At 67.9% G+C, this 20,936-nt stretch carries 11 protein-coding genes; 6 read left to right on the forward strand and 5 right to left on the reverse strand.

The features are described from left to right. Positions 1-60: 60 nt before the first annotated feature. On the forward strand, positions 61-411 hold the full coding sequence (locus KZ810_RS03115; protein WP_219767505.1) for a phasin family protein: 351 nt from the start codon (positions 61-63) through the stop codon (positions 409-411). A gap of 103 nt (positions 412-514) precedes the next feature. On the opposite strand, the gene KZ810_RS03120 is transcribed toward KZ810_RS03115, so the two are convergent. The 5 genes from KZ810_RS03120 to KZ810_RS03140 all read right to left on the reverse strand — a co-directional run bounded on the left by KZ810_RS03120 (position 515) and on the right by KZ810_RS03140 (position 8,803). Beyond that, positions 515-2,119 carry an efflux transporter outer membrane subunit gene (locus KZ810_RS03120; protein ID WP_219767506.1) on the reverse strand — a complete coding sequence of 535 codons (1,605 nt, stop codon included), beginning with the start codon at positions 2,117-2,119 and terminating at the stop codon, positions 515-517. After that, on the reverse strand, positions 2,119-5,415 hold the full coding sequence (locus tag KZ810_RS03125) for a multidrug efflux RND transporter permease subunit (RefSeq protein WP_219767507.1): 3,297 nt from the start codon (positions 5,413-5,415) through the stop codon (positions 2,119-2,121). The genes KZ810_RS03120 and KZ810_RS03125 overlap by 1 nt, the downstream gene beginning before the upstream one ends. Continuing rightward, the gene (locus tag KZ810_RS03130) at positions 5,416-6,696 is read right to left on the reverse strand and encodes an efflux RND transporter periplasmic adaptor subunit (protein ID WP_219767508.1); all 1,281 of its coding nucleotides are present in this window, start codon (positions 6,694-6,696) and stop codon (positions 5,416-5,418) included. A gap of 157 nt (positions 6,697-6,853) precedes the next feature. Next, positions 6,854-7,627, reverse strand: coding sequence for an enoyl-CoA hydratase/isomerase family protein (locus KZ810_RS03135; RefSeq protein ID WP_219767509.1), 774 nt, complete (start codon positions 7,625-7,627; stop codon positions 6,854-6,856). Between the two features lie 9 nt (positions 7,628-7,636). Then, on the reverse strand, positions 7,637-8,803 hold the full coding sequence (locus tag KZ810_RS03140; protein ID WP_219767510.1) for an acyl-CoA dehydrogenase family protein: 1,167 nt from the start codon (positions 8,801-8,803) through the stop codon (positions 7,637-7,639). A gap of 189 nt (positions 8,804-8,992) precedes the next feature. Between KZ810_RS03140 and KZ810_RS03145 the strand changes: the two genes are divergently transcribed. From KZ810_RS03145 to KZ810_RS17340, 5 genes are all read left to right on the forward strand, one after another. Continuing rightward, on the forward strand, positions 8,993-11,188 hold the full coding sequence (locus KZ810_RS03145) for an autotransporter assembly complex protein TamA (RefSeq protein WP_219767731.1): 2,196 nt from the start codon (positions 8,993-8,995) through the stop codon (positions 11,186-11,188). Then, a complete protein-coding gene (locus KZ810_RS03150) occupies positions 11,188-15,411 on the forward strand; it encodes a translocation/assembly module TamB domain-containing protein (protein WP_219767511.1) in 4,224 nt (1,407 codons plus the stop codon). The genes KZ810_RS03145 and KZ810_RS03150 overlap by 1 nt, the downstream gene beginning before the upstream one ends. 59 nt (positions 15,412-15,470) lie before the next feature. Next, a complete protein-coding gene (locus tag KZ810_RS03155) occupies positions 15,471-16,943 on the forward strand; it encodes a flavin-containing monooxygenase (protein WP_219767512.1) in 1,473 nt (490 codons plus the stop codon). A 363-nt stretch (positions 16,944-17,306) separates the two neighbouring features. After that, complete coding sequence (locus KZ810_RS03160; RefSeq protein ID WP_308461474.1) at positions 17,307-18,518, forward strand: EAL domain-containing protein; 1,212 nt, start codon at positions 17,307-17,309, stop codon at positions 18,516-18,518. Continuing rightward, a complete protein-coding gene (locus KZ810_RS17340; protein ID WP_219767514.1) occupies positions 18,503-20,908 on the forward strand; it encodes an ATP-binding protein in 2,406 nt (801 codons plus the stop codon). Before KZ810_RS03160 ends, KZ810_RS17340 begins: the two co-directional genes overlap by 16 nt. Positions 20,909-20,936 lie beyond the last annotated feature (28 nt).

Consider the following 20,936-nt stretch of genomic DNA (forward strand, 5'->3'; position numbering starts at 1 on the left):
TCCGCCGGGTTGAGCCGGTGTGCGCGACGCGACGGGCGTCGGCGGAGAGGAGCGAAAAACATGGCGGATGAGAACACGGGCGCGACGGGTGGCGGTGCGAATGCGGCGTTCGAGGGCGCGCAGCGCGCGGGCGAGGCGATGCGTGCCTCGGGACAGCGCGTGGCCGACCAAACGTCGAGCTTGGGCGTCGCGATGATCGACCAGGCACAGGCGAACGCCGAGCAGGCATTCGCCGCGCTGCGCGCGGCGGCGCAGGCGAAGGACCTGAGCGACGTGATGCGGATCCAGGGCGATTACCTGCGCGAACAGGGCCAGCGGTCGATGAATCAGGCGCGCGAGATCGGCGAGCTGATCATGAAGTTCGGCCGCGACGCGGTGGCGCCGATGCAGGGCGGCGGCAAAAGCGGCTGAGCCCTTCGTCAGACGAAGGCGGCAGCAGGGGGGCGACGCGCCGCGTCGGCCCCCAGCTTTTGACCTGCCTGTCAGCCGAGCAGGGCCTCGTTCGGTTGGGTAATCAGCGCTCCGACTGGGCAGGTGACGCAGTCGCGGTGGTCGGTGTGACCGGACCGCGCGCCGTCGCGTCGAGCTGTGAATCGCCACCCAGCGTCTGATACAATGTCACGAGGTTCGACACCCGCGTCAGCTGGGTCTGCACCAGTGTGCGCTGCGCGGTATAGAGCGAACGCTGCGCGTCGAGGCTGGTCAGATAGGTGTCGATCCCGCCCTGATACCGCGCGTTGGCGAGTTGCAGCGTGTCAGCGGCGGCGTTCAGGAAACGCTGGTTGGCGGCGAGCTGATCGCTGATCGTGCCGCGCCGCGCCAGCGCGTCCGACACCTCCTGGAACGCGGTCTGGATCGTCTTCTCGTACGTGCCGAGCGCGGCGTCGCGCTGCGCCTGCGAATATTCCACCCCCGCACGGCCCGCACCGGCGCGGAAGATCGGGTAGCTGACGTTGGGGGCGACCGAATAGTTGAACGCGCCGCCGGTAAAGAGCGTGCGCAGCGCGGTGCTGGCGAAGCCGACGACCGCGGTCAGCGCGACGCGCGGAAACAGCTCTGCCCGCGCCGCGCCGATCTCCGCATTGGCGGCGCGCAGCGAATATTCGGCCTGCACCACGTCGGGCCGGCGCAGCAGGATGCCCGAATCGAGCCCCGCGGGCAGCTCGGCGAGATTGCGCGCCGCATCGTCGATCGAGGACGGCAGCAGCGCGGCGTCGACCGGTGCGCCGACGAGCAGTTGCAGCGCGTTGACGTCCTGCGCCACGAGCGTTCGCTGTTGCGCCAGATCGGCGAGCGCGGTTTCCAGCACCTGTTCCGCCTGGCGCACGTCGGTGCGCGGCGACACCCCGCCCGCGAGCCGGGCGCGCGTCAATTGCACACTGCGCCGCGCGCTCGCGGCGGTATCCTCGGCGATCTTGAGCAGGCTCGCGTCCGAACCGTAGGTGACCCAAGCATTGGCGATGTCGGCCACCAGCGTCAGCCGCGTCGCGCGCGCGGTCGCTTCCTGCGCGAAATAGCGGTTGAGCGCGGCGTCGGTTAGCGAACGGACGCGACCGAACAGGTCGATCTCGAACGAGGTCGCGCCGAGCTGGGTCGTGAAGCTGGTGGAGGAGGACGAGGTCGTCGTCGTGGTGCCACCGGTCCCTGTGCCGCCGGTGCCGGTTCCACCCGTACCCGTACCCATACCGCCGGTTCCGGTGCCCGTACCCGTCCCGGTTCCCGCGCCGCCGCTCCCGGTACCGGTCGTCGTGCCGGTTGTGACGCCGGTGCGCGAATTGCGGCGGTAGCTGAACGTGCCGGTCGCATCGAGCTGCGGCAACAGGTCGGCGCGCTGGATGCGATATTGCGCGCGCGTCGCCTCGATATTGGCGACCGCGACGCGCAGATCGCGGTTGTTGACGAGCGCCTGATCGATGATCCGCTGGAGACGCTGGTCGCGGAAGATGTCGCGGTAGGTAACGCTCGGCAGCGGTGCTTCTGTCTGGCGCAGATAGGCGTCGCCGACGGGCCACGATGGCGGTACCGGCAGCTCCGGCCGGACGTATTTGGGCGCGAGCGAGCAGGCGGAAAGCGCCGTTGCGGCGAGCAGCGCCAGGGGGCGGGCGGAAAGCCTAGGCATCAGGCGTGGTCCGGTGCGGGAAGTGCTGGATGATCCGCGGGGGCGGGTAGCTGCGGCGTCGGCGGGCGGTCCTTCGGACCATCCCCCTTGTCGTCGCCGCGCGTGTCGGGATCGCTCGGATCGGCGCCGCGGCGCAGGCCCTTCAGCCCGTCGCGCGTCCCGCGGCGGACGAGGACGAAGAACAGCGGAATGTAGAAGATCGCGAGCACGGTCGCGGTGATCATCCCCCCGATCACCGCGGTGCCGATCGCGATCCGGCTGTTCGCGCCGGCGCCGGTCGAGATCGCGAGCGGGAGCACGCCGAAGATGAAGGCTAGGCTGGTCATCAGGATCGGTCGCAGACGCAGCCGGGCTGCCTCCAGCGCGGCATCGATGACGCGTGCGCCTTTCTTCTCGGCCTGTTCGGCGAACTCGATCATCAGGATCGCGTTCTTCGCCGCCAGCCCCATCGTCGTCAGCAGCCCTATCTGCAGGTAGACGTCATTGGTCAACCCGCGCAGCGTGACCAGCGCGACCGCCCCGATCAGCCCGAGCGGGATGATCAGCAGCACCGCGATCGGGATCGTCCAGCTCTCGTACAGGGCCGCGAGGCAGAGGAAGACGACGATCAGCGACAAGCCGTACAGCAACGGCGCCTGTCCCGAGGACAACCGTTCCTGATACGACAGCCCGGCCCAGGCAATGCTCGTTCCGGGGATTTCGCCGGCGAGCTGCGCGATCCGCTCCATCGCCTCGCCCGAGCTGACCCCCGGCGTACCTTGACCTTGGAATTCGTATGACGAGATGCCGTTGAAGCGCGACAGGGTCGTCGGTGCCTGCGACCAGCCGAGGCTGGCGAACGAACTGAACGGCACCATCGTGCCGCTGCTGTTGCGGACGAACCATTGGTACAGGTCCTCCGGCTCGGCGCGGTAAGGGGCGTCACCCTGGACGTAGACGCGCTTCACGCGCCCGCGGTCGATGAAATCGTTGACGTAGCGGCCACCCCAGGCGGTCGACAGCGTCGTGTTGACGTCGCTCTGCGACAGGCCGAGTGCTGCCAGCTTCTGCGGATCGGCGTTGACCTGGAGCGTGCCGATGTCGGGCAGCTCGGTCAGCCGTACGCCCGCGAGCTTGGGGTCGGCGTTCGCCTTTTCGAGCAGCGCGTCACGCGCCGCGTTGAACTTCTCTTGGCTCATCCCGCCGGTGTTCTGAAGCTCCATGGTGAAGCCTTCCGACTGGCCGAGACCCCGGATCGCGGGCGGCACGAGCGCGAAGACCTGTGCGTCGCGAAGACCGCGGAACGCCCCCGATGCGCGCGACACGATCGCGTCGGCATTGTCGGCCTTGTCGGTACGGTTCGCCCAATCGACGAAGGAGATGAATGCCTGACCGGTGTTCTGGCCGCTGGTGCCGCCGCCACCGCCGCCCGCGACGCTGAAGAGCGTGCGGATGTTGTGGCCTTCGTTCTTCGCGAAATACTGCTCGACCTGACGCTGCACTTCCTCGGTGCGACCGCGCGTCGCGCCGGCGGGCAGGCGGAATTGCACGATCGCGCCGCCCTGGTCCTCGGTCGGCAGGAAGCCCGTCGGCAGGCGCAGGAAGAGGAACGCCAGCAGCGCGAGAATACCGCAGTAGATCAGCACGAAGATCCAGCGGTGATCGATCACGCGCTCGACCGCATTGGTATAGCGTTTCACCATGCGGTCGAAGCCGTCGTTGAACCAGTTCTTGCCCGCTTCCAACTTGTCGGCCACCCACGGCGCCTTGCGGCCCAGCCACGTTTCGTGGAGGTCGCCGTTCTCGTCGTGCTTGGCTTTCAGGAGGTGCGAGGTGAGCGCGGGGCTGAGGATCAGCGCGACCAGCACCGACAGCACCATCGCCGAGATGATCGTGAGCGAGAACTGGCGATAGATGACCCCGGTCGACCCGCCGAAAAACGCCATCGGCAGGAACACCGCGGACAGCACCAGCGCGATCGCAACCAGCGCCACGGTGATCTCGTTCATCGATTCGATTGTTGCGTCGCGGGGGCTCATGCCCGGGTTTTCTTCCATCAACCGCTCGACGTTCTCGACCACGACGATCGCGTCGTCGACGAGTAGGCCGATCGCGAGCACGAGGCCGAACAGCGTCAGCGTGTTGATCGAGAAGCCGGCGAGATAGAAGACCGCGAACGTACCGAGCAGCACGACGGGCACCGCGATCGTCGGCACCAAAGTGGCGCGCCAGCTTTGGAGGAACACGAACATGACGATGACGACGAGGATGATCGCCTCAACCAGCGTCTTGATCACTTCCTCGATCGACAGCTTGATGAAGTCGGTGGTGTCGTTCGCGTAGGCGATGCGCAGGTTCGGAGGGAAGGTCTTGGCGACGCGCGCGATCTCGGCCTTGACCAGTTCGGCCGTCTGGAGCGCGTCGGCGCCGGGGGCGAGCAGCACCGCGATACCGGCGCCGGGGTGCTGGTTGACGCGGCTGAATGCGGCGTAGCTTTCCCCGCCCAGCTCGATCCGGCCGACGTCCGCCAGCCGCACCGTCGCGCCGCTGGTGGTCGTCTTCAGGATGATGTTGCGGAACTGCTCGGGCGTCTGGAGCCGCGACTGCGCGGTGACGGTCGCGTTCAGCATCTGCGTCGAGGGCATCGGCTGCCCGCCGATCTCGCCCGCGGCGACCTCGGTATTCTGGTTGGTGATCGCGGTGACGACGTCGCCCGGCATCAACTGGTAGCTCGCCAGCCGCGCGGGATCGAGCCAGATGCGCATGGCATATTGCGCGCCGAACACGTTCGTATCGCCGACGCCCTGAACGCGACCGAGCGGATCCTGCAGGTTCGACACCAGATAGTCGGACACGTCCTGGTTCGTCATCTTGTCGCTGATGTCGTAGACGCCCGCGATCAGCAGGTTGTCCGGGTTCGACTTGCGGACGACGAGGCCCTGCTGCTGCACCTGGCTCGGCAGGCGAGAGACCGCCTGCTGGACCTGGTTCTGCACCTGCACCTGCGCGATGTCGGGATCGGTGCCCTTTTCGAAGGTGACGGTGATCGTCACCGATCCGCGCGACGACGAGGACGAGCTGAAATACAGCAGCCCGTCGATGCCGGTCAGCTGCTGCTCGATCACCTGCGTGACCGAGTTCTGGATCGTCTGCGCGTTGGCGCCGGGATAGGTTGCGCGGACCGATACCTGCGGCGGCGCGACGTCGGGATATTGCGCGATCGGCAGGCCCAAGATGCCGCCGACGCCCGCCATCATCACGATGATCGCGAGCACCCAGGCAAAGATCGGGCGGTCGATGAAGATGCGTGAGAGCACTCAGCCGGCCTTGCTCTGGCCGCCCTGGCCGCGTCCGGTGGTGTCACCCGACTGGCCCGCCTTGCCGTCCTTCGACGGCGGCGGCGCGACCTTTTGCGGGGTGTTGGCAGGGACGGGGCGGATCGCTGCGTTTTCCTTCAGCGTGCCGGTCCCCTGCGTGATGATGCGATCGCCGTTCTTCAATCCGCCGGTCACCACCCAATAGACGCCCTGCGTCCGCTCGGCCTTGACCTCGCGCTGGACCGCCTTGTTGCCGGGGCCGACCATCCACACGGTCGCGTTACCCTTGGGGTCGCGCGACACCGCCTGCTGCGGCACGAGGAAAGCGTTCTGGTCGATCGACTGGCTGAACTGCGCGCGCACGAACATACCGGGCAGCAGCAGCCCGCGCGGGTTGGGGAAGCGCGCACGAAGCGTCACGGTGCCGGTCGACTGGTCGACCACCACCTCGGCGAACTCGACGCTGCCGACCAGGCCGTAATCGCTACCGTCCTCGAGCTTCAGCCGCACATCGGCGCGCGCGGGTACCGCGCCGCCGGTCGCGAGCGCGCGCCGCAGCGTCAGCAGCTCGGCGCTCGATTGCTGGATGTCGACGAAGATCGGGTCGAGTTGCTGGATCGTGGTCAGCGGATCGGTCTGCGTCGCGCTGACGAGCGCGCCGACCGTGAACAGCGAACGTCCGATCCGCCCGCTGATCGGGGCGGGGACCGTGGTGAAGCGCAGGTTGATCCGCGCGGTATCGAGCTGCGCCTTGTTGAGCGCGATCTGCGCCTGCGCCTGGCGCTGCGTCGCGACCGCGTCGGTATAGTCCTGCTTGCTGATCGCCTCGATCTGCGCGAGCGGGCGGTAGCGGTCGGCGCGGATGCGCGCGGCTTCCGCGGTCGCCTGCGCGTTGGCGACGCTTGCGCGCGCTTCGTTCGCCGAGGCGCGGTAGAGCGACGGGTCGATCTGGTAGAGCGGCTGGCCCTTCTTGACGATCGAGCCTTCGGTGAAGAAGCGGCGCTGGATCACGCCCGACACCTGCGGGCGCACCTCCGAACTCTGGAACGCGACGACGCGCCCGGCGAGTTCGGTGGTCATCGGCACCGAGGTCGGCTGGACGACGACGTAGCCGACCTGCGCCGGCCCGCCGCCGCGACCACCGCGCCCGCCGCCGCCCGCACCGCCTTTTTCCTTCGTCTCTTCGCCGCCACCGCCGCATGCGGCGAGCGCGAGAACGGCCGGAGCCACGACGATGCCGAGCAGGAGGCGACGATGCCGCCCTTGGTCACGCTTGATCAACTCTTCACCCGCCAGCCTTTGGTGCCGCCCACGGGCGTGTCGCCCGTGTGACAGCCTGTCTGTCCCAGATGCGCTTATCGGGCGTTTGTCGCAAATGTTTCGCAACGGCTGCGGTTATTTTCCCGCACGCCGTCCGATCGCATCCGCGACGCGGCCGTCAAGCGCGCACGAAATCGCCCGCGCGCCGTTCGCCGACCGCCTTGATGCCTTCGCGGAAGTCGGCGGTCTGCATCAGCCGGTCCTGCTCGGCGCGCTCATGCTCGGTCCGCGTCCGCACCGCCTCCGCCAGCTCGCCGCGTAGCGTCGCGCGCGTCGCCTCGACCGCGAGCGGGGCGTTGCGCGCGATCTCGCCTGCCAGCCGTTCCGCCGCGGCGCGCAGCTCGGCGAGCGGCGCGATCTCGTCGACGAGGCCAAAGCGCAAAGCGTGCTCCGCCTTCACGCGGCGACCGGTCAGCAGCATCAACGACGCGTGCTGTTCGCCGACGACGCGTGGCAGCGTCGCGGTGATGCCGAACCCGGCGTGAAAGCCGAGCGTGACGAAATTGGCCGAAAAGCGCGCCTCGGGAGCCGCGACGCGGAAATCGCCGACGAGCGCCAGGCCGAGCCCGGCGCCGACCGCCGCGCCCTGCACCGCGACCACGACGGGCTTCTTCGACGCGAACAGGCGATAGGCGCCGCGATACAGCGCGGGCGTCTCGCTCTCGCCGCTCTCGTCGGCGAGCGGCTTGTCGCCGGTCAGGTCGGCACCGCCGCAGAAGACCTTTCCCTCGGTCGCGAGCACGATCGCGCGGACGTCGTCGTCGCGGCCGAGTTCCTCGAACACGTCGGCGAGTGCGTTCACCAGCACGGCGTTGACGTGGTTGTGCGGCGGGCGATCGATGACGACCGTTGCGACGTGGTCGGCGGTGGTGACCGCGATATGCTCTCTCATGCCCAAATCCTAAGCTCGTGTGCCCAGCAAGTTGCGCGCGACGACCCAATTGTGAATCTCGGTCGGGCCATCGTAGATGCGCATCAGGCGGATGCGCGCGGCCATCTGCTGGAGCGGCATCTCGCGCGTCATGCCCATCGCGCCGAAGCATTGCATCGCGTGGTCAAGCACCTCCCACGCGGTTTCCAGCGCGAAGCTCTTGATCATCGACACTTCGGTGCGCGTGTCGCGACCCTGATCGAGCTTCCACGCGCAATCATAGGTCATCAGCCGCGCGGCGTGCAGCTTGATCGCGGCGTCGGACACCCAGTTCTGGATCGTCTGCCGCTCGGACAAAGGCTTGCCGAACGTCGTGCGCTGCGGCGCGTAGTCGATCATCATGTCGAGCGCGCGCTGTGCCATGCCGATCGCGTTCGCCGCCATCTCGGCGCGGCGCGTCGCGAGGCGCAGCTGCATCGGCGCGAAGCCCTGACCCTCGGTGCCCAGCAGTTTCCACGCAGGCACGCGGCAGTCCTCCAGCACGACCTCGTACAAGGTCTCGCCGCCGATCACCGGGATCGGGCGGACGACCTGAAAACCCGGTGCATCGCGGTCGACCAGGAACGCGCTGATCCCGCCGCGCGCGCCCTTTTCGCGGTCGGTGACCGCCATCAGGATGGTGAAGTCGGCTCGGTTGGCCTTGGTGATCCAGATCTTGCGACCATTGATGATCCAGTCGTCGCCGTCCCTGACCGCGTAGGTCTTCATTCCCGCCGGGTCGGCGCCCGCACCGGGTTCGGAGATGCCGATCGCGCTGATCGTCTCGCCGCGGACGTAGGGGGCGAGATATGCCTCGCGCTGGCGATCGTCGACGGTGGCGGCGAGCATCCGCAGGTTCGGCGAGTCGGGCGGCAGCGTGTAGGGCACGATGGTGCGGCCCATCGCCTCGTTGACGCCGACCATCGCGACCGCGGGCAGGTCGTGGCCGCCGACGTCCTCGGGCGCGTCGAGCCCCCAGAGCCCCAGTTCGCGCGACACCGCGTTGACCCGCTCGGTCTCCTCGGGCGTCAGTTGCACTTCCTCGCCCGCGATCGCGCGGTCGAGCACGCCCTGTTCGAGCGGTACCAGTTCGTCCTCGACGAACCGCCGCACGAGGTCGGCGATCATGCGATGGTCTTCGTCCAGCTCGAAGTTCATGGGCTCTCCCGCGTGTCGTTGCGCCGTCCTTACGCGCGCTGCCGACGCGATGCCAACATGGCGCAAGCGAAAAGTCGGGGCTCGACCGCGCAACTCATTGGAGCCAAAAGCGTTGCAGGTGGGACGGAGGTGTAACGGTAAAGCCGACATCTCGCGTAAAGGGGCGAGTGCGTGGGTTTACCGACAAGAATGGCATTGCTGGCGGCGTCGTCCGCGCTCGCGCTGACGGCGGTTCCGGCCGCGGCGCAGATGAACCAGCCCGGGACCGCACCTGCCCGCGGCCCCGACGCGCCCAAGAACGCGGTCCAGACTGCCGGAACCACCGCCGCCGACCCGCAGGCTGACGCGCCGATCGTTCCAGACGCCGAATTCAACAGCGCGCTGCCGCCGCTCAGCAACGACATCAACGCCCCGCTCGAGGCGATGCCGCTCGACGATGCGTCCACCGCCACGTCTGCCCCTAAATCGAAGACGCCCGTCGTCAATCCGCCCGCACCGGTCGCGCAATCGGCGGCGCAGGAGCCGATCGTCCCCGGTGCGTTGCCCACGCCTGCACCGATCGATCCGCAGCTCGCGCAGCCGCTCGAACCCTTGTCGACGTTCAACACCGCGCCGTTGCAGTCGGTCGCCGATGTCAAGGACCGCGACGCGCCCGAGATCGCCTATGATACCGAGGTGCGTGGGCTCGACGCGTTGAAGCTGACCGACGAATTCAATGCGCTGTCGGCGCTGAAGGAGGGGAAGGGCAAGGCGGCCAACGCGACGCAGGTATCGGCGCGCGCGCGCGAGGACGAGGCGCTGGCGGTGCGGCTGATGAAGTCGCTCGGCTATTACGACGGTACCGCGGTGTCGACGCTGGAGCAGCCCGGCGCGGGTACGGGCAACAAGTTGCGCGCGATCGTCAGCGCGACGCCGGGGAAAATCTACACGCTCGGCTCGATCGAGATCCGCTCGAACGAAACCGTCCCCGCCGGGCTCGTCCAGCGCGAGCTGCCGCTCAAGGTCGGCGATCCCGTAGAGGCCGCGCGCATCCAGGGTGCGGAAGCGAACGTCAGCCTGAAGCTGCCGCAGCAGGGCTATCCCTTCGTCAAGGTCGGCGAGCGCGATATCCTGCTCGACGATGCGACGTGGAAGGGCGCGTACACGCTGCCGGTCGACACCGGGCCTCGCTCGTCGTTCGGGTCGCTCAGGACCGAGGGCGACGCGGTCTTCTCGGTCAAACACCTGAACGTCTTTCCGCGCTTCGATCAGGGGCAGCTGTACGACGTGCGGCTGACCGACGATCTGCGTCAGGCGCTGGTCGCGACGGGGCTGTTCTCCAACGTCTCGGTCGAGCCGGTGCGCACGGGGCAGCCGGGACCCGACGGGACCGAACAGGTCGACCTGTTGGTACGCCAGACCAAGGGGCCGTTCCGGTCGCTGTCGGGTAGCGCGGGTTACGGCACCGGTGAAGGTGCCAAGGTCGAGGCGGCGTTCACGCATCGCAACCTGTTCCCGCCCGAGGGTGCGCTGATCGTGACAGGCGTCGGCGGTACGCAGCAGCAGGGGGCGTCGGTCACCTTCCGGCGGCAGAATGCGGGGAAGCGCGATCGCACGGTCAGCCTGCTCGGCAGTGTGCTTCGCCAGGATTACGACGCGTTCAACGCGGTGACCGCGACGATCGCCGGGCGGATCAGCTATGATTCGACCCCGATCTGGCAGAAGCCGCTTACCTACGCCTTCGGCTTCGAGCTGGTCGGCACCAACGAGGAGAGCTACGATTTCCAGGCGGGGGGACGCCGGCGGCGCAATTACGGCATCGCGGCGCTGCCCGGACAGGTGTTGTTCGACAAGTCGAACGATCTGCTCAACCCGACGCGTGGCTATCGCCTGAAACTCAACCTCAGCCCCGAGGCCGCTGTGTCCGATGGTGTCCGCCCCTATGCGCGCACGATGGTCGAGGCGACGGGCTATTATCCGGTCAACGACAGCCTGGTGATCGCGGGCCGTGCGCGCGCGGGCGCGATCTTCGGCATCGGGCGCGACGATCTCGCGCCATCGCGGCGTTACTACGGCGGCGGCGGCGGGTCGGTGCGCGGCTACGGTTATCAGCGGCTCGGACCGTTCGATCCGGAGGGCAATCCGGTCGGCGGGCGCAGCCTGAACGAGTTCGCGGTCGAGGCGCGCTATCGCTTCGGCGATTTCGGCATCGTGCCGTTTTTCGACGCGGGCAACGCGTATGAAGGGACGTTCCCGACCGCGAAGAACCTGCGCTACGGCGCGGGGATCGGCGGACGGTTCTACACCAATTTCGGGCCGATGCGCGTCGACGTCGCGACGCCGCTCAACCCGCGCGAGGGCGATGGCAAGATCGCGCTCTACATCTCGATCGGGCAGGCGTTCTGATGGCTGACGACACGCTCCCCGCCGACGAGGTGATCGTCGTCAAGCGGCCGTTGTGGCAGCGCGTGCTCAAATGGATCGCGGTCGCCGTCATCGCGCTGCTGTTGCTGGCGTTCGCGATCGTGTTCGGCATCAACACCGACCCGGGCCGCCGTTTCGTCGCCGACCGGATCGGCGATTATACCACCGAGTCGGGGCTCAACATCCGCGTCGGGCGGATCGAGGGGTCGCTCTACGGCCAGATGTCGCTCGTCGACGTGCGCGTGAACGATCCCAAGGGAACGTTCCTGCAATCGCCGCGGATCGACGTCGACTGGCGGCCGTTCGATTACCTGAACAATCACATCGACGTGCGCCGCGCGTCTAGCGGGCTGATCACGCTGCGCCGCAATCCCGAACTTAAGACCGTCCCGCCCAAGCCCGAGGACGCGAACGCGCCGATCCTGCCCGACATCGACATCGACATCGGGCGTTTGCAGGTCGCACGCTTCGTCATGGAGCCGCCGGTCGCGGGGCAGCGCCATATCGCGCGCTTCGACGGGCAGGCGCACATCGCCGATCGCCGCGCGCAATTGACTGTCGACGCAGTCGCGCTAAGGGCCGCGGGCGTCGCCGGCGGCGACACCGCGCGCGTCAAAATCGACGCGGTACCCGACGACAACAAGCTCGACATCCGCGCCCGGATCGCAGCCCCCGCGGGCGGCGCGATCGCGCAGATCGCCGGATTGAAGGCGCCGCTCAACGCCACGATCGACGGCCGCGGCAGCTGGAACGACTGGCGCGGGCGGCTGCTCGCGACGCTGGGCGGCGGCACGCTCGCCGATCTGGCGGTGCAGGCGAACGACGGGCGCTTCCAGGTCAACGGCCTGACGCGGCCGGGCCTGTACCTTGAAGGACCGGTCGAGCGGCTGACCGCGCCGGGCCTGCAGGTCGCGATCGACACGCGATTGAACCAGCGCCGCGCGGACACGCGGATCAAGCTAAAATCGGACGCGCTGTCGGTCGATGCGGGCGGTCTGGTCGATCTCGCCAACGCGCGGCTGGGCAATTTCGCGGTCGACGCCGCGCTGCTGACGCCGGGGGCGATCGCGCCCAATCTGCGCGGGCGCAACGTCCTCGCGCGCGTCCTGCTGAACGGCGCGTTCAAGACGCCGACGGTTGATTACAAGCTGCGCGCGACCACGCTCGGCTTCGCGGACACGACGCTCGAGAACGTCTACGCCGAGGGGCTGGCGCGGGTGAACACCGACCGCATCCTGGTGCCGGTCCACGCACGCGCGCGTCGCATCACCGGGCTCAACCAGGCGCTCGGCGGGCTGACGACCAACGTGCGGCTCGACGGCGACCTCGCGATCGCGATGCCGAACGTCCTGTCGGACAATCTGCGCATCCGTTCCGACAATATCGACGCGACCGCGGTGATCGCGGCGAACGTCGCCACCGGGCGCTACACCGGCGCGCTGAAGGGACGCGTCAACAATTTCCGCGTCGAGAGCGTCGGGATCATCGATCTCACGACCGATGCCAATCTCGTGCCGGGGCCGAACGGGGGCTTCGGGATCACCGGCCGCGTCGCGCTGCGGACCAAGCAATTGTTCAACGCCGGCGTGCGCAATTTCATGGGCGGGAATGCGGTCGCGAGCACCCGGTTCGGTTATTCGCCGAACGGCATCGTCACCTTCACCGACCTGCGGCTCAACGCGCCGCAGTTCCGCATCACGCGCGGGCAGGGCCGCTACGATCCGCGCGGCGGATTGCTGGTCGACGCCGACGCTTACTCGACGCAGTACGGACCGCTCTTCGCGCGCGTGACCGGATCGACCGACGCGCCCGTCGTACGGCTGCGGGCGCCGCGACCGGGCGTCGGCATCGGCCTCGCCAACCTCGACGCGCGCGTCGTCGGGCGTGGCGGATCGTATCAGGTCAACGCGACCGGCGGGACCAATTACGGCCCGTTCACCGCCGACGTGCTCGTCACGCCGGGCAACCAATTGGCGGTCGATATCCGCAGCGTGCTGTTCGCGGGGATCAATTTCGCCGGGCGGGTGGTGCAGACTGCCGCCGGGCCGTTCGCGGGGCAGGTGCGCTTCGCTGGATCGGGGCTGACCGGGACCGCCGATCTAGGTGCGCAGGGCCGTTACCAGCGCGCGAGCGTCAACGCGCGCGCCTATGCCGCGACGATCCCGGGGACGACCGACTTCACGATCGGCCGCGCGATCATCAACGGCACCGTCGTGCTCTACGACAACGCGCCCTCGGTCGTCGCCGACGCGCAGGTCGCCGACCTGCGCTACGGGCCGACCGTGATCCAGGCCGGGCGCGTCAAGGTGAACTACACCGGCGGGCGCGGCACCGCGCAGGCGCTGCTGACCGGGTCGAACAGCGTGCCGTTCCGCGTGGCGGTCAACGCGACGCTGTCGCCGAGCGAATATCTGGCGGCTTTGCAGGGACAGGCGAACGGGATCGCATTCCGTACCGCGAACCCGGCGCGGATCGTCGCGGCGGGCGGCGGATACCAGCTTCAACCGACGCGGATCGACTTCCGTCAGGGGAGCATGCGGCTGGCTGGGCGCTTCGGCGGTGGGGTGACGAGCGCGCAGGCGCGGCTCGACCGGCTCGATCTGGGCATCGCCAACGCCTTCGTGCCCAACATCGGGCTGGGCGGACAGGCGACCGGCAGTCTCGACTACGTGCAGCGTTCGCCGAGTGCCGTGCCCGAGGCGGACGTCCGGCTGAACATCAGCAACTTCACGCGGTCGAGCCTGTCGGCGGTGTCCGAGCCCGTCGACGTCGTCTTCCAGGGGCGGCTCGACGCTGCGGCGGGCGAGGGACGCGCGCTGGTCAAGCGTGGCGGCACCACAGTCGGCCGGATGGTCGCGCGCCTCACCCCGGCGGGTAGCGGTAGCTGGTCGACGCGGTTGATGCAGGGGCCGTTGTCGGGCGGCATCCGCTACAACGGGCCGTCCGCGGTGCTGTTCAGCTTCGCCGGGCTTGCCGAACAGCAATTGTCGGGTCCGATCGCGGTTGCGGCGGATTTCGGCGGCACCGTGTCCGCACCGCGGACGAACGGCCTCATCCGCGCCGACAATCTGACCTATGACAACGAAACCTACGGGACGCGACTATCGCAGATGCGCGTCGCGGCGCGGTTCAACAACGACCGGCTCGAACTCACGAACCTGTCGGCGCGCGCTGGCGACGGTACGGTACAGGCGCAGGGTACGATCGGGCTCGCGGCGGCGCAGGGCTTCCCGCTCGACATCACCGCACGGCTGAACAACGCCCGGCTCGCCAAGTCCGACGCGCTCGGCGCGACCGCGACCGGCACCGTGCGCGTCCAGAACGGCGCGAACGGCGGGCTGATCACCGGCGATGTCGCCATCCCCGAGGCGCGCTATCAGATCATCCGCCAGGGCGCGGCCGAGGTTCCCGAGCTGACCGGCGTGCGCAAGAAGAGCGAGATCCGCGTCGCGCGCCCAACCGACCGGCCCGCGGCACCGTCGGCGGGGTTGTTCAAGCTCGACCTGCGCGTCCACGCCGACAACCAGTTGTTCGTCTCCGGCATGGGCCTGGAGAGCGAGTGGGAGGCCGACATGCGGATCGGCGGCACCTCCGCCGCGCCGACGATCGCGGGCGGGCTCGACATCGTGCGCGGCACCTATTCGTTCTCGGGCAACCGGTTCGAGGTATCGCGCGGGCGTATCCGCTTCCGCGGTGGTGCGCTGACCGATCCCGATATCGACATTCTGGCGACCACGACGAAGAACGGCACGACGTTCAACATCGCGATCACCGGGACGGGGCAGCGCCCGCAGATCGCCTTCACCTCGACGCCCGCACTGCCGCAGGACGAGGTGCTGAGCCGGCTGCTGTTCGGGACGAACCCCGCCAATCTGTCGGCGACCGAGGCGATCCAGCTCGCGTCCGCGCTCAATTCGCTGCGCGGATCGGGCGGGGGCGGCCTCAATCCGCTCGGCAAGCTGCGCTCGGCGACCGGGTTCGACCGCCTGCGCGTGCTGGGCGCCGATCAGGCGACCGGGCGCGGCACCTCGCTCGCGGCGGGCAAGTATCTCACCGACGACATTTATATCGAGATCGTGACCGACGCGCGCGGCTTCACCGCGACGCAGCTGACGGTGGCGCTGACCAAGGCGATCAGCGTCCTGTCGCAGGCCGGGTCGTTCGGCGGGTCGAACGTTCAGCTACGCTATTCGCGGGATTTCTGATCGGTCTTTCATCGCTACTGACATCCGTGTAAGCCGGCTCCCAGGAAGAGGAGCCGGCCATGACCGAGCAGTTCGACGTGATCATCGTGGGCGCTGGCCTGTCGGGGGTGGGCGCGGCCTATCACCTGCAGAAGAACTGCCCGGACCGAAGTTTCGCGATCCTGGAGGCGCGCGACGCGATCGGCGGCACGTGGGACCTGTTCCGCTATCCCGGCATCCGCTCCGACTCCGACATGCACACGCTCGGATACGATTTTCGCCCCTGGACAAAGGCCAAGGCGATCGCCGACGGCCCGTCGATCCGCGAGTATATTCAAGAGACGGCGCAGGAATACGGCATCGATCGCCACATCCGCTTCGGCCAGCGCGTGAAGAGCGCTGTCTGGTCGACCGAGGATGCGGCGTGGACGCTCGAGGTCGAGCAGGGCGGCGAGCGGCGGCAGGTACGCTGCAATTTCCTCTACATGTGCTCGGGCTATTACGATTACGCGAAGGGCCATGCGCCCACTTTCGCGGGCACCGATCGCTTCGCCGGACGCATCGTCCATCCGCAATTCTGGCCCGCCGACCTCGACTATGCGAACAAGAAGGTGATCGTGATCGGCAGCGGCGCGACCGCGGTCACGCTCGTCCCCGAAATGGCGAAGCAGGCCGCGCACGTGACGATGCTGCAACGCTCGCCGACCTATGTCGTGTCGCGCCCGGCGGAGGATGGCCTCGCCAATCGTCTGCGCCGCATGCTGCCGTCGAAGGCGGCCTACGGGGTCACGCGGTGGAAGAACGTGCTGTTCGGCATGCTGTTCTACAATCTCGCGCGCAAGCGGCCGGAGCGGACGAAGGAACGCCTGCTCGGCATGGTGCGCGAGCATCTGGGCGCCGACTATGACGTGCAGACGCATTTCACCCCGCGCTACAATCCCTGGGATCAGCGCCTGTGTCTGGTCCCCGACGCCGATTTGTTCGACGCGATCAAGCGCGGTGACGCTTCGGTCGAAACCGACACGATCGATACGTTCACCGAGGACGGGATCAGGCTCGCCTCTGGCAAGGAGATTGCCGCGGACGTCGTGGTGACCGCGACGGGGCTCGAACTGGCGCTGATGGGTGGTGCGACGTTCAGCATCGACGGGAAGCCGGTTCGGTTGGCCGATTCGCTTCAGTACAAGGGAATGATGTTCTCCGACGTGCCGAACCTCGCGTTCACGTTCGGCTACACCAATGCGTCATGGACGCTGAAGGCTGATCTGGTCGCGCGCTACGTCTGCCGGCTGCTCAACGCGATGCGTCGCAAGGGCGTGCGCCAGGCAACCCCGCGCACGGGTGATGCGGCAATCGTCCCGCAACCGTTCGCCGATTTCTCGTCGGGCTATATTCAGCGCGCGATCGACAATCTGCCGCGCCAGGGCGATCGCAAGCCGTGGCGGCTCAACCAGAATTACGCGCTCGACGTAATGGCGCTGCGGTTCGGTTCGATCGAGAATGCGATGGAGTTCAGCAACCCCGTTGGCGACCGCCACAAAAAAGCCGCCTGAGGGCGGCCGTCGCTGTTACGCCTCGACATAAAATGGTTCGGACGAACCACCACGATCCGAAAATCGCAGTGAAACGTCCGAACCGGCTGGTTTTACCAGGGCTTCAGGATCGGCCCGGTGATCAGCGCGAAAACGAACGCGAGCATAGTTTTTCTCCCAGAATTACCTTCCCGTCGGAAGGCCCGTTCTAGTTACGCGATGTTAACGACGTCGGCAACGTGGCTAACGCGTTGTTAACCATCTTCGTCGCTCTTAAGCGATTCTTTAGTCCTCGCCGCCTAATCTGACGGCATGAACGCGTCCTTTGGCAGTGCCCAGTTCATCCAATCGCTCCCGGTGCCGCGCGCCACCTGCCGATTCCACGTGCTCATTGAGGCCGCCAATTTCCCCTATCTGCGCCGTTATCTCGGCTGCGCGCGGGCGGACATGCTCGTCGAGGATATGGCGGCGCGCTTGCGCGGCGCGCTCGCCGACGCGCGCGTCCGCACGGTCGGGCGCAACCTGATCGAGCTCGACGTCGCGGGGGATGCGCCGCACGAACTCGACGCGTTGATGGCCGCGGCGTGCCGCGCCTTCGAGGCCCCACTCGACCTCGACGGCGAGAAGCACCGCGTCAAGATCGTGATCGCGGGTGCGGTCGGCACGTGGCAGGCGGACGAGGTGACGCTTGCCGAGGAGGCCGAACGCGCCCTCGCCAAGGCGCGCGAATACGACAAGCCGGTCACGCAGGCGATCGAGGCACTGCCCCACGATGCGAAGAAGCTGGCCGAGGAACTCGACCTCGCGATCGGGCGCGACGAGCTGGTACTGTTCTACCAGCCCAAGGTCCATGCGCGTCGGCAGGAGATCACGAGCGCCGAGGCACTGATCCGCTGGCAGCATCCGACCCGCGGGCTCGTCCTGCCGGGCGATTTCATCCCGGTCGCGGAGCAGGCGCAGCTGATTCGCCGGCTCACGCTGTGGACGATCGAGCAGGCGATCCTCGACGCGGGGCGGCTGCGCGATCACGGCTACGACCTGCGCCTTTTCGTCAATATCTCGGGCCAGTTGCTGTCGGACGATTCGTTCGTCGCCAAGGCGTGCCGGATGGTCGCCGAAAGCGACGTCGCGCTCGGGTTCGAGGTGACCGAAACGTCGGTGATCCGCGATCCCGAGAGCGCGATCGCCAATCTGCAACGCTTCGCCGACATCGGCATCCGCGTCGCGATCGACGATTACGGCGCGGGTCTGTCGAGCCTCGCCTATCTGAAGCAATTGCCCGCACGCGAACTCAAGATCGACAAGCTGTTCGTAACGCAGCTGACCAGCTCGAACCGCGATCCTTTGATCGTGCGCTCGACGATCGATCTCGCGCACGCGCTCGACATGGAAGTCGTCGCGGAAGGGGTGGAGACGCACGCCGCGCTCGCGCTCCTGACCGTCATGGGTTGCGACATGGTCCAGGGTTTCCTGATCAGCCGGCCGATCGCCTTCGACGCCTTTGTCTCGTTCCTGCGCGAAGATCGTCACCGTCGCGCACCCGAGACGACGCGAAACAGCTTCAACCGACTGGCGGCAACGTGGAAACGCGGCTGACGCGCCGCGCTGCTACCAAGCCGCTGCTATCAGCCGCCGCAGGCCTAGCGCTCGTCGCGGCAGCCTCACCGGGCAGCGGCCGCGGGCAGGCGGCGTATGATGCCGCGGTCGCGGAAGCGAAGGCCAGTATGTTCCTGTCCCCGCAGCGCGCGGAGGAAGCAGCCGTGCGGGCGGAGGCGATCGCACGGCACGATTTTTCCGATGCGACGCGGTCGCGCGGACAGGCCACTGCCTTGTGGCTGCGCGGAGAGGCGGCGGGACGTGCCGGCGATCCGCGGCGCGCGCTCGAACTCCTCGCGCGGGCAAGGGCGAAGACCGTCGCTACGATCCCCCGGTCGGAACTGGCGGCCGAAATCGTCTTGTCGGAAGGCGGCGTCCTGATCGACATGGGCCAGGTGACGCGCGCACTCCAGGCGTTGCAGGATGCGCACGATCGCTTCGCCGAGCTGAAGCTGGAACGCGGACAGGCCAAGTCGCTCATCCTGCTCGCGATCCTCTACGACAGCGCGCGCGATCGCGCGGCGGCGCTGCGCTATTTCGGGCAGGCGATCGATATCTTCGATCGCGATCCCCGCCTGTCGATCGCGATCATGAACGGCCGCGGCATGACGCTGACCGCGCTTGGCCGCTACCAACAGGCGGAAGCCGATTTCATTCGCGCCGAACAATTGACTCGTCGCGTGCGCAGCGACGCCAATCTGCCGATCATCCTCGCGAACCTCGCCAACGTCCGACTGCTCCAGTCGCATCTCGGCGCGGCGGATCAGGTGATCGCGCGCGGCCTCGCGCTCTCGCGCACCGGCGACGGCGCATTCGCGCGCCCGACCTTTCTGCGGCTGGCGGCGCAATCGGCATTCCAGCACGGCAATCTCGCACGTTCGCGCGCGCTGATCGACGAACGTTTCGCTGGGATCGACCTTGGCAAGACGATCCTGACCGAGCGAGACGACCACCAGACCGCCTACGCGATCTACGCCGCGTTCGGCGACGATCACCGGGCCTTGCAGCATCTAGCGGCGCTGAAGCGGCTCGACGATCAGGCGACCGAGGTGGCGCGCTCGAACAGCGCCGCGCTCGCGGCGGCGCGGTTCGATTATGCCAACCAGGAGCTGCGTATCGCGAAGCTCAAGGCCGACGAACTGCAGGCGACCGTCGCGCACGAGCGCGATCAGGCAAGCATGCAGCGGACGATCTTCGCGATCGCCGGGTTCGGTACGCTGGTGATCATCGCGCTGCTCGGCTTCGGCATGCTGACGCTCCGGCGTAGTCGCGATCGCCTACGCGCCGCGCGTGACAAGCTGGCGCGCGCGCTCGCGATCAAGACCGAATTCCTCGCCGCGACCAGCCACGAGATCCGCACGCCGCTGAACGGCATCCTCGGCATGACCGAGGTGATGATCGCCGACCGCACGCTCGACCCCGCCACGCAGGAACGTCTGTCGGTGGTGCACGGCGCGGGCGTGACGATGCGCGCGCTGGTCGACGACATCCTCGACGTCGCGAAGATCGAGACGGGGAAGATGACGCTCGAGCAGGCGCCGCTCGATCTGCGGCGGGTGATCGACGAGGCGTGCCGGCTGTGGCGCGATCAGGCGGAGGCGAAACGCCTCGCCTTCGTGGTCGAGATCGACGCGTGCCCGGGCTGGATCGTCGGCGATGCGGTCCGGTTGCGTCAGATCGTCTTCAACCTGTTGTCGAACGCGGTGAAATTCACCCCCGCGGGCCATGTCAGCGTCGCGGTGCGCTGCGACGGTGACCGGTTCCAGGTCCGGGTCGCGGATACGGGCATCGGGATCGCGCCCGACGCTCATGAGATCATCTTCGATTCGTTCCGTCAGGCCGACGCGGGCACGACCCGGCAGTTCGGCGGCACGGGCCTGGGCCTGTCGATCTGTCGAAGCCTGTCGCGCGCGATGGGCGGTGACGTGACGGTGGAGAGCGCGCTGGGGGACGGGGCGGTGTTCACGCTCGACCTGCCGCTCGTCGCCGCCGACGCACCGGTGACGGCCGACGCCGCACCCCCCATCATGCTGGTCGCGCGCAGCCCGATCACGCGCGCGATGTTGAAGGCGCTGTTCGACGGCGAGGGCGAGGTGGTGATCGCGGGCGATCTGGTCGAAGCGCGGAACATGGCGCGCGAACGCGCGGTCCAGCGCGTGCTCGTCGACGCCGACGAAACGGTCCTCGACGGTGTCGGCGACATCCGCGCACTGGTCGATGCGGCGGGGGACGCGCCCGTCGCCTTGCTCACTCCTGCACTGGCGGACGAGCGGCGTACGCGCCTGTCCGCCTGCGGTGTCGCCGCGGTGATCGAGAAGCCGATAGGCAAAAAACTACTAGTCGAGCGCGTCATGCGCGTCGAACGCGCCCTTGTGCGCGGCGCGGCTTAGCGTAAGGTGTCGTAGTGATAGGCAACAC

Origin of the sequence: Sphingomonas citricola, assembly GCF_019429535.1 — a bacterium.
Classification (GTDB): Bacteria; Pseudomonadota; Alphaproteobacteria; order Sphingomonadales; family Sphingomonadaceae; genus Sphingomonas; species Sphingomonas citricola.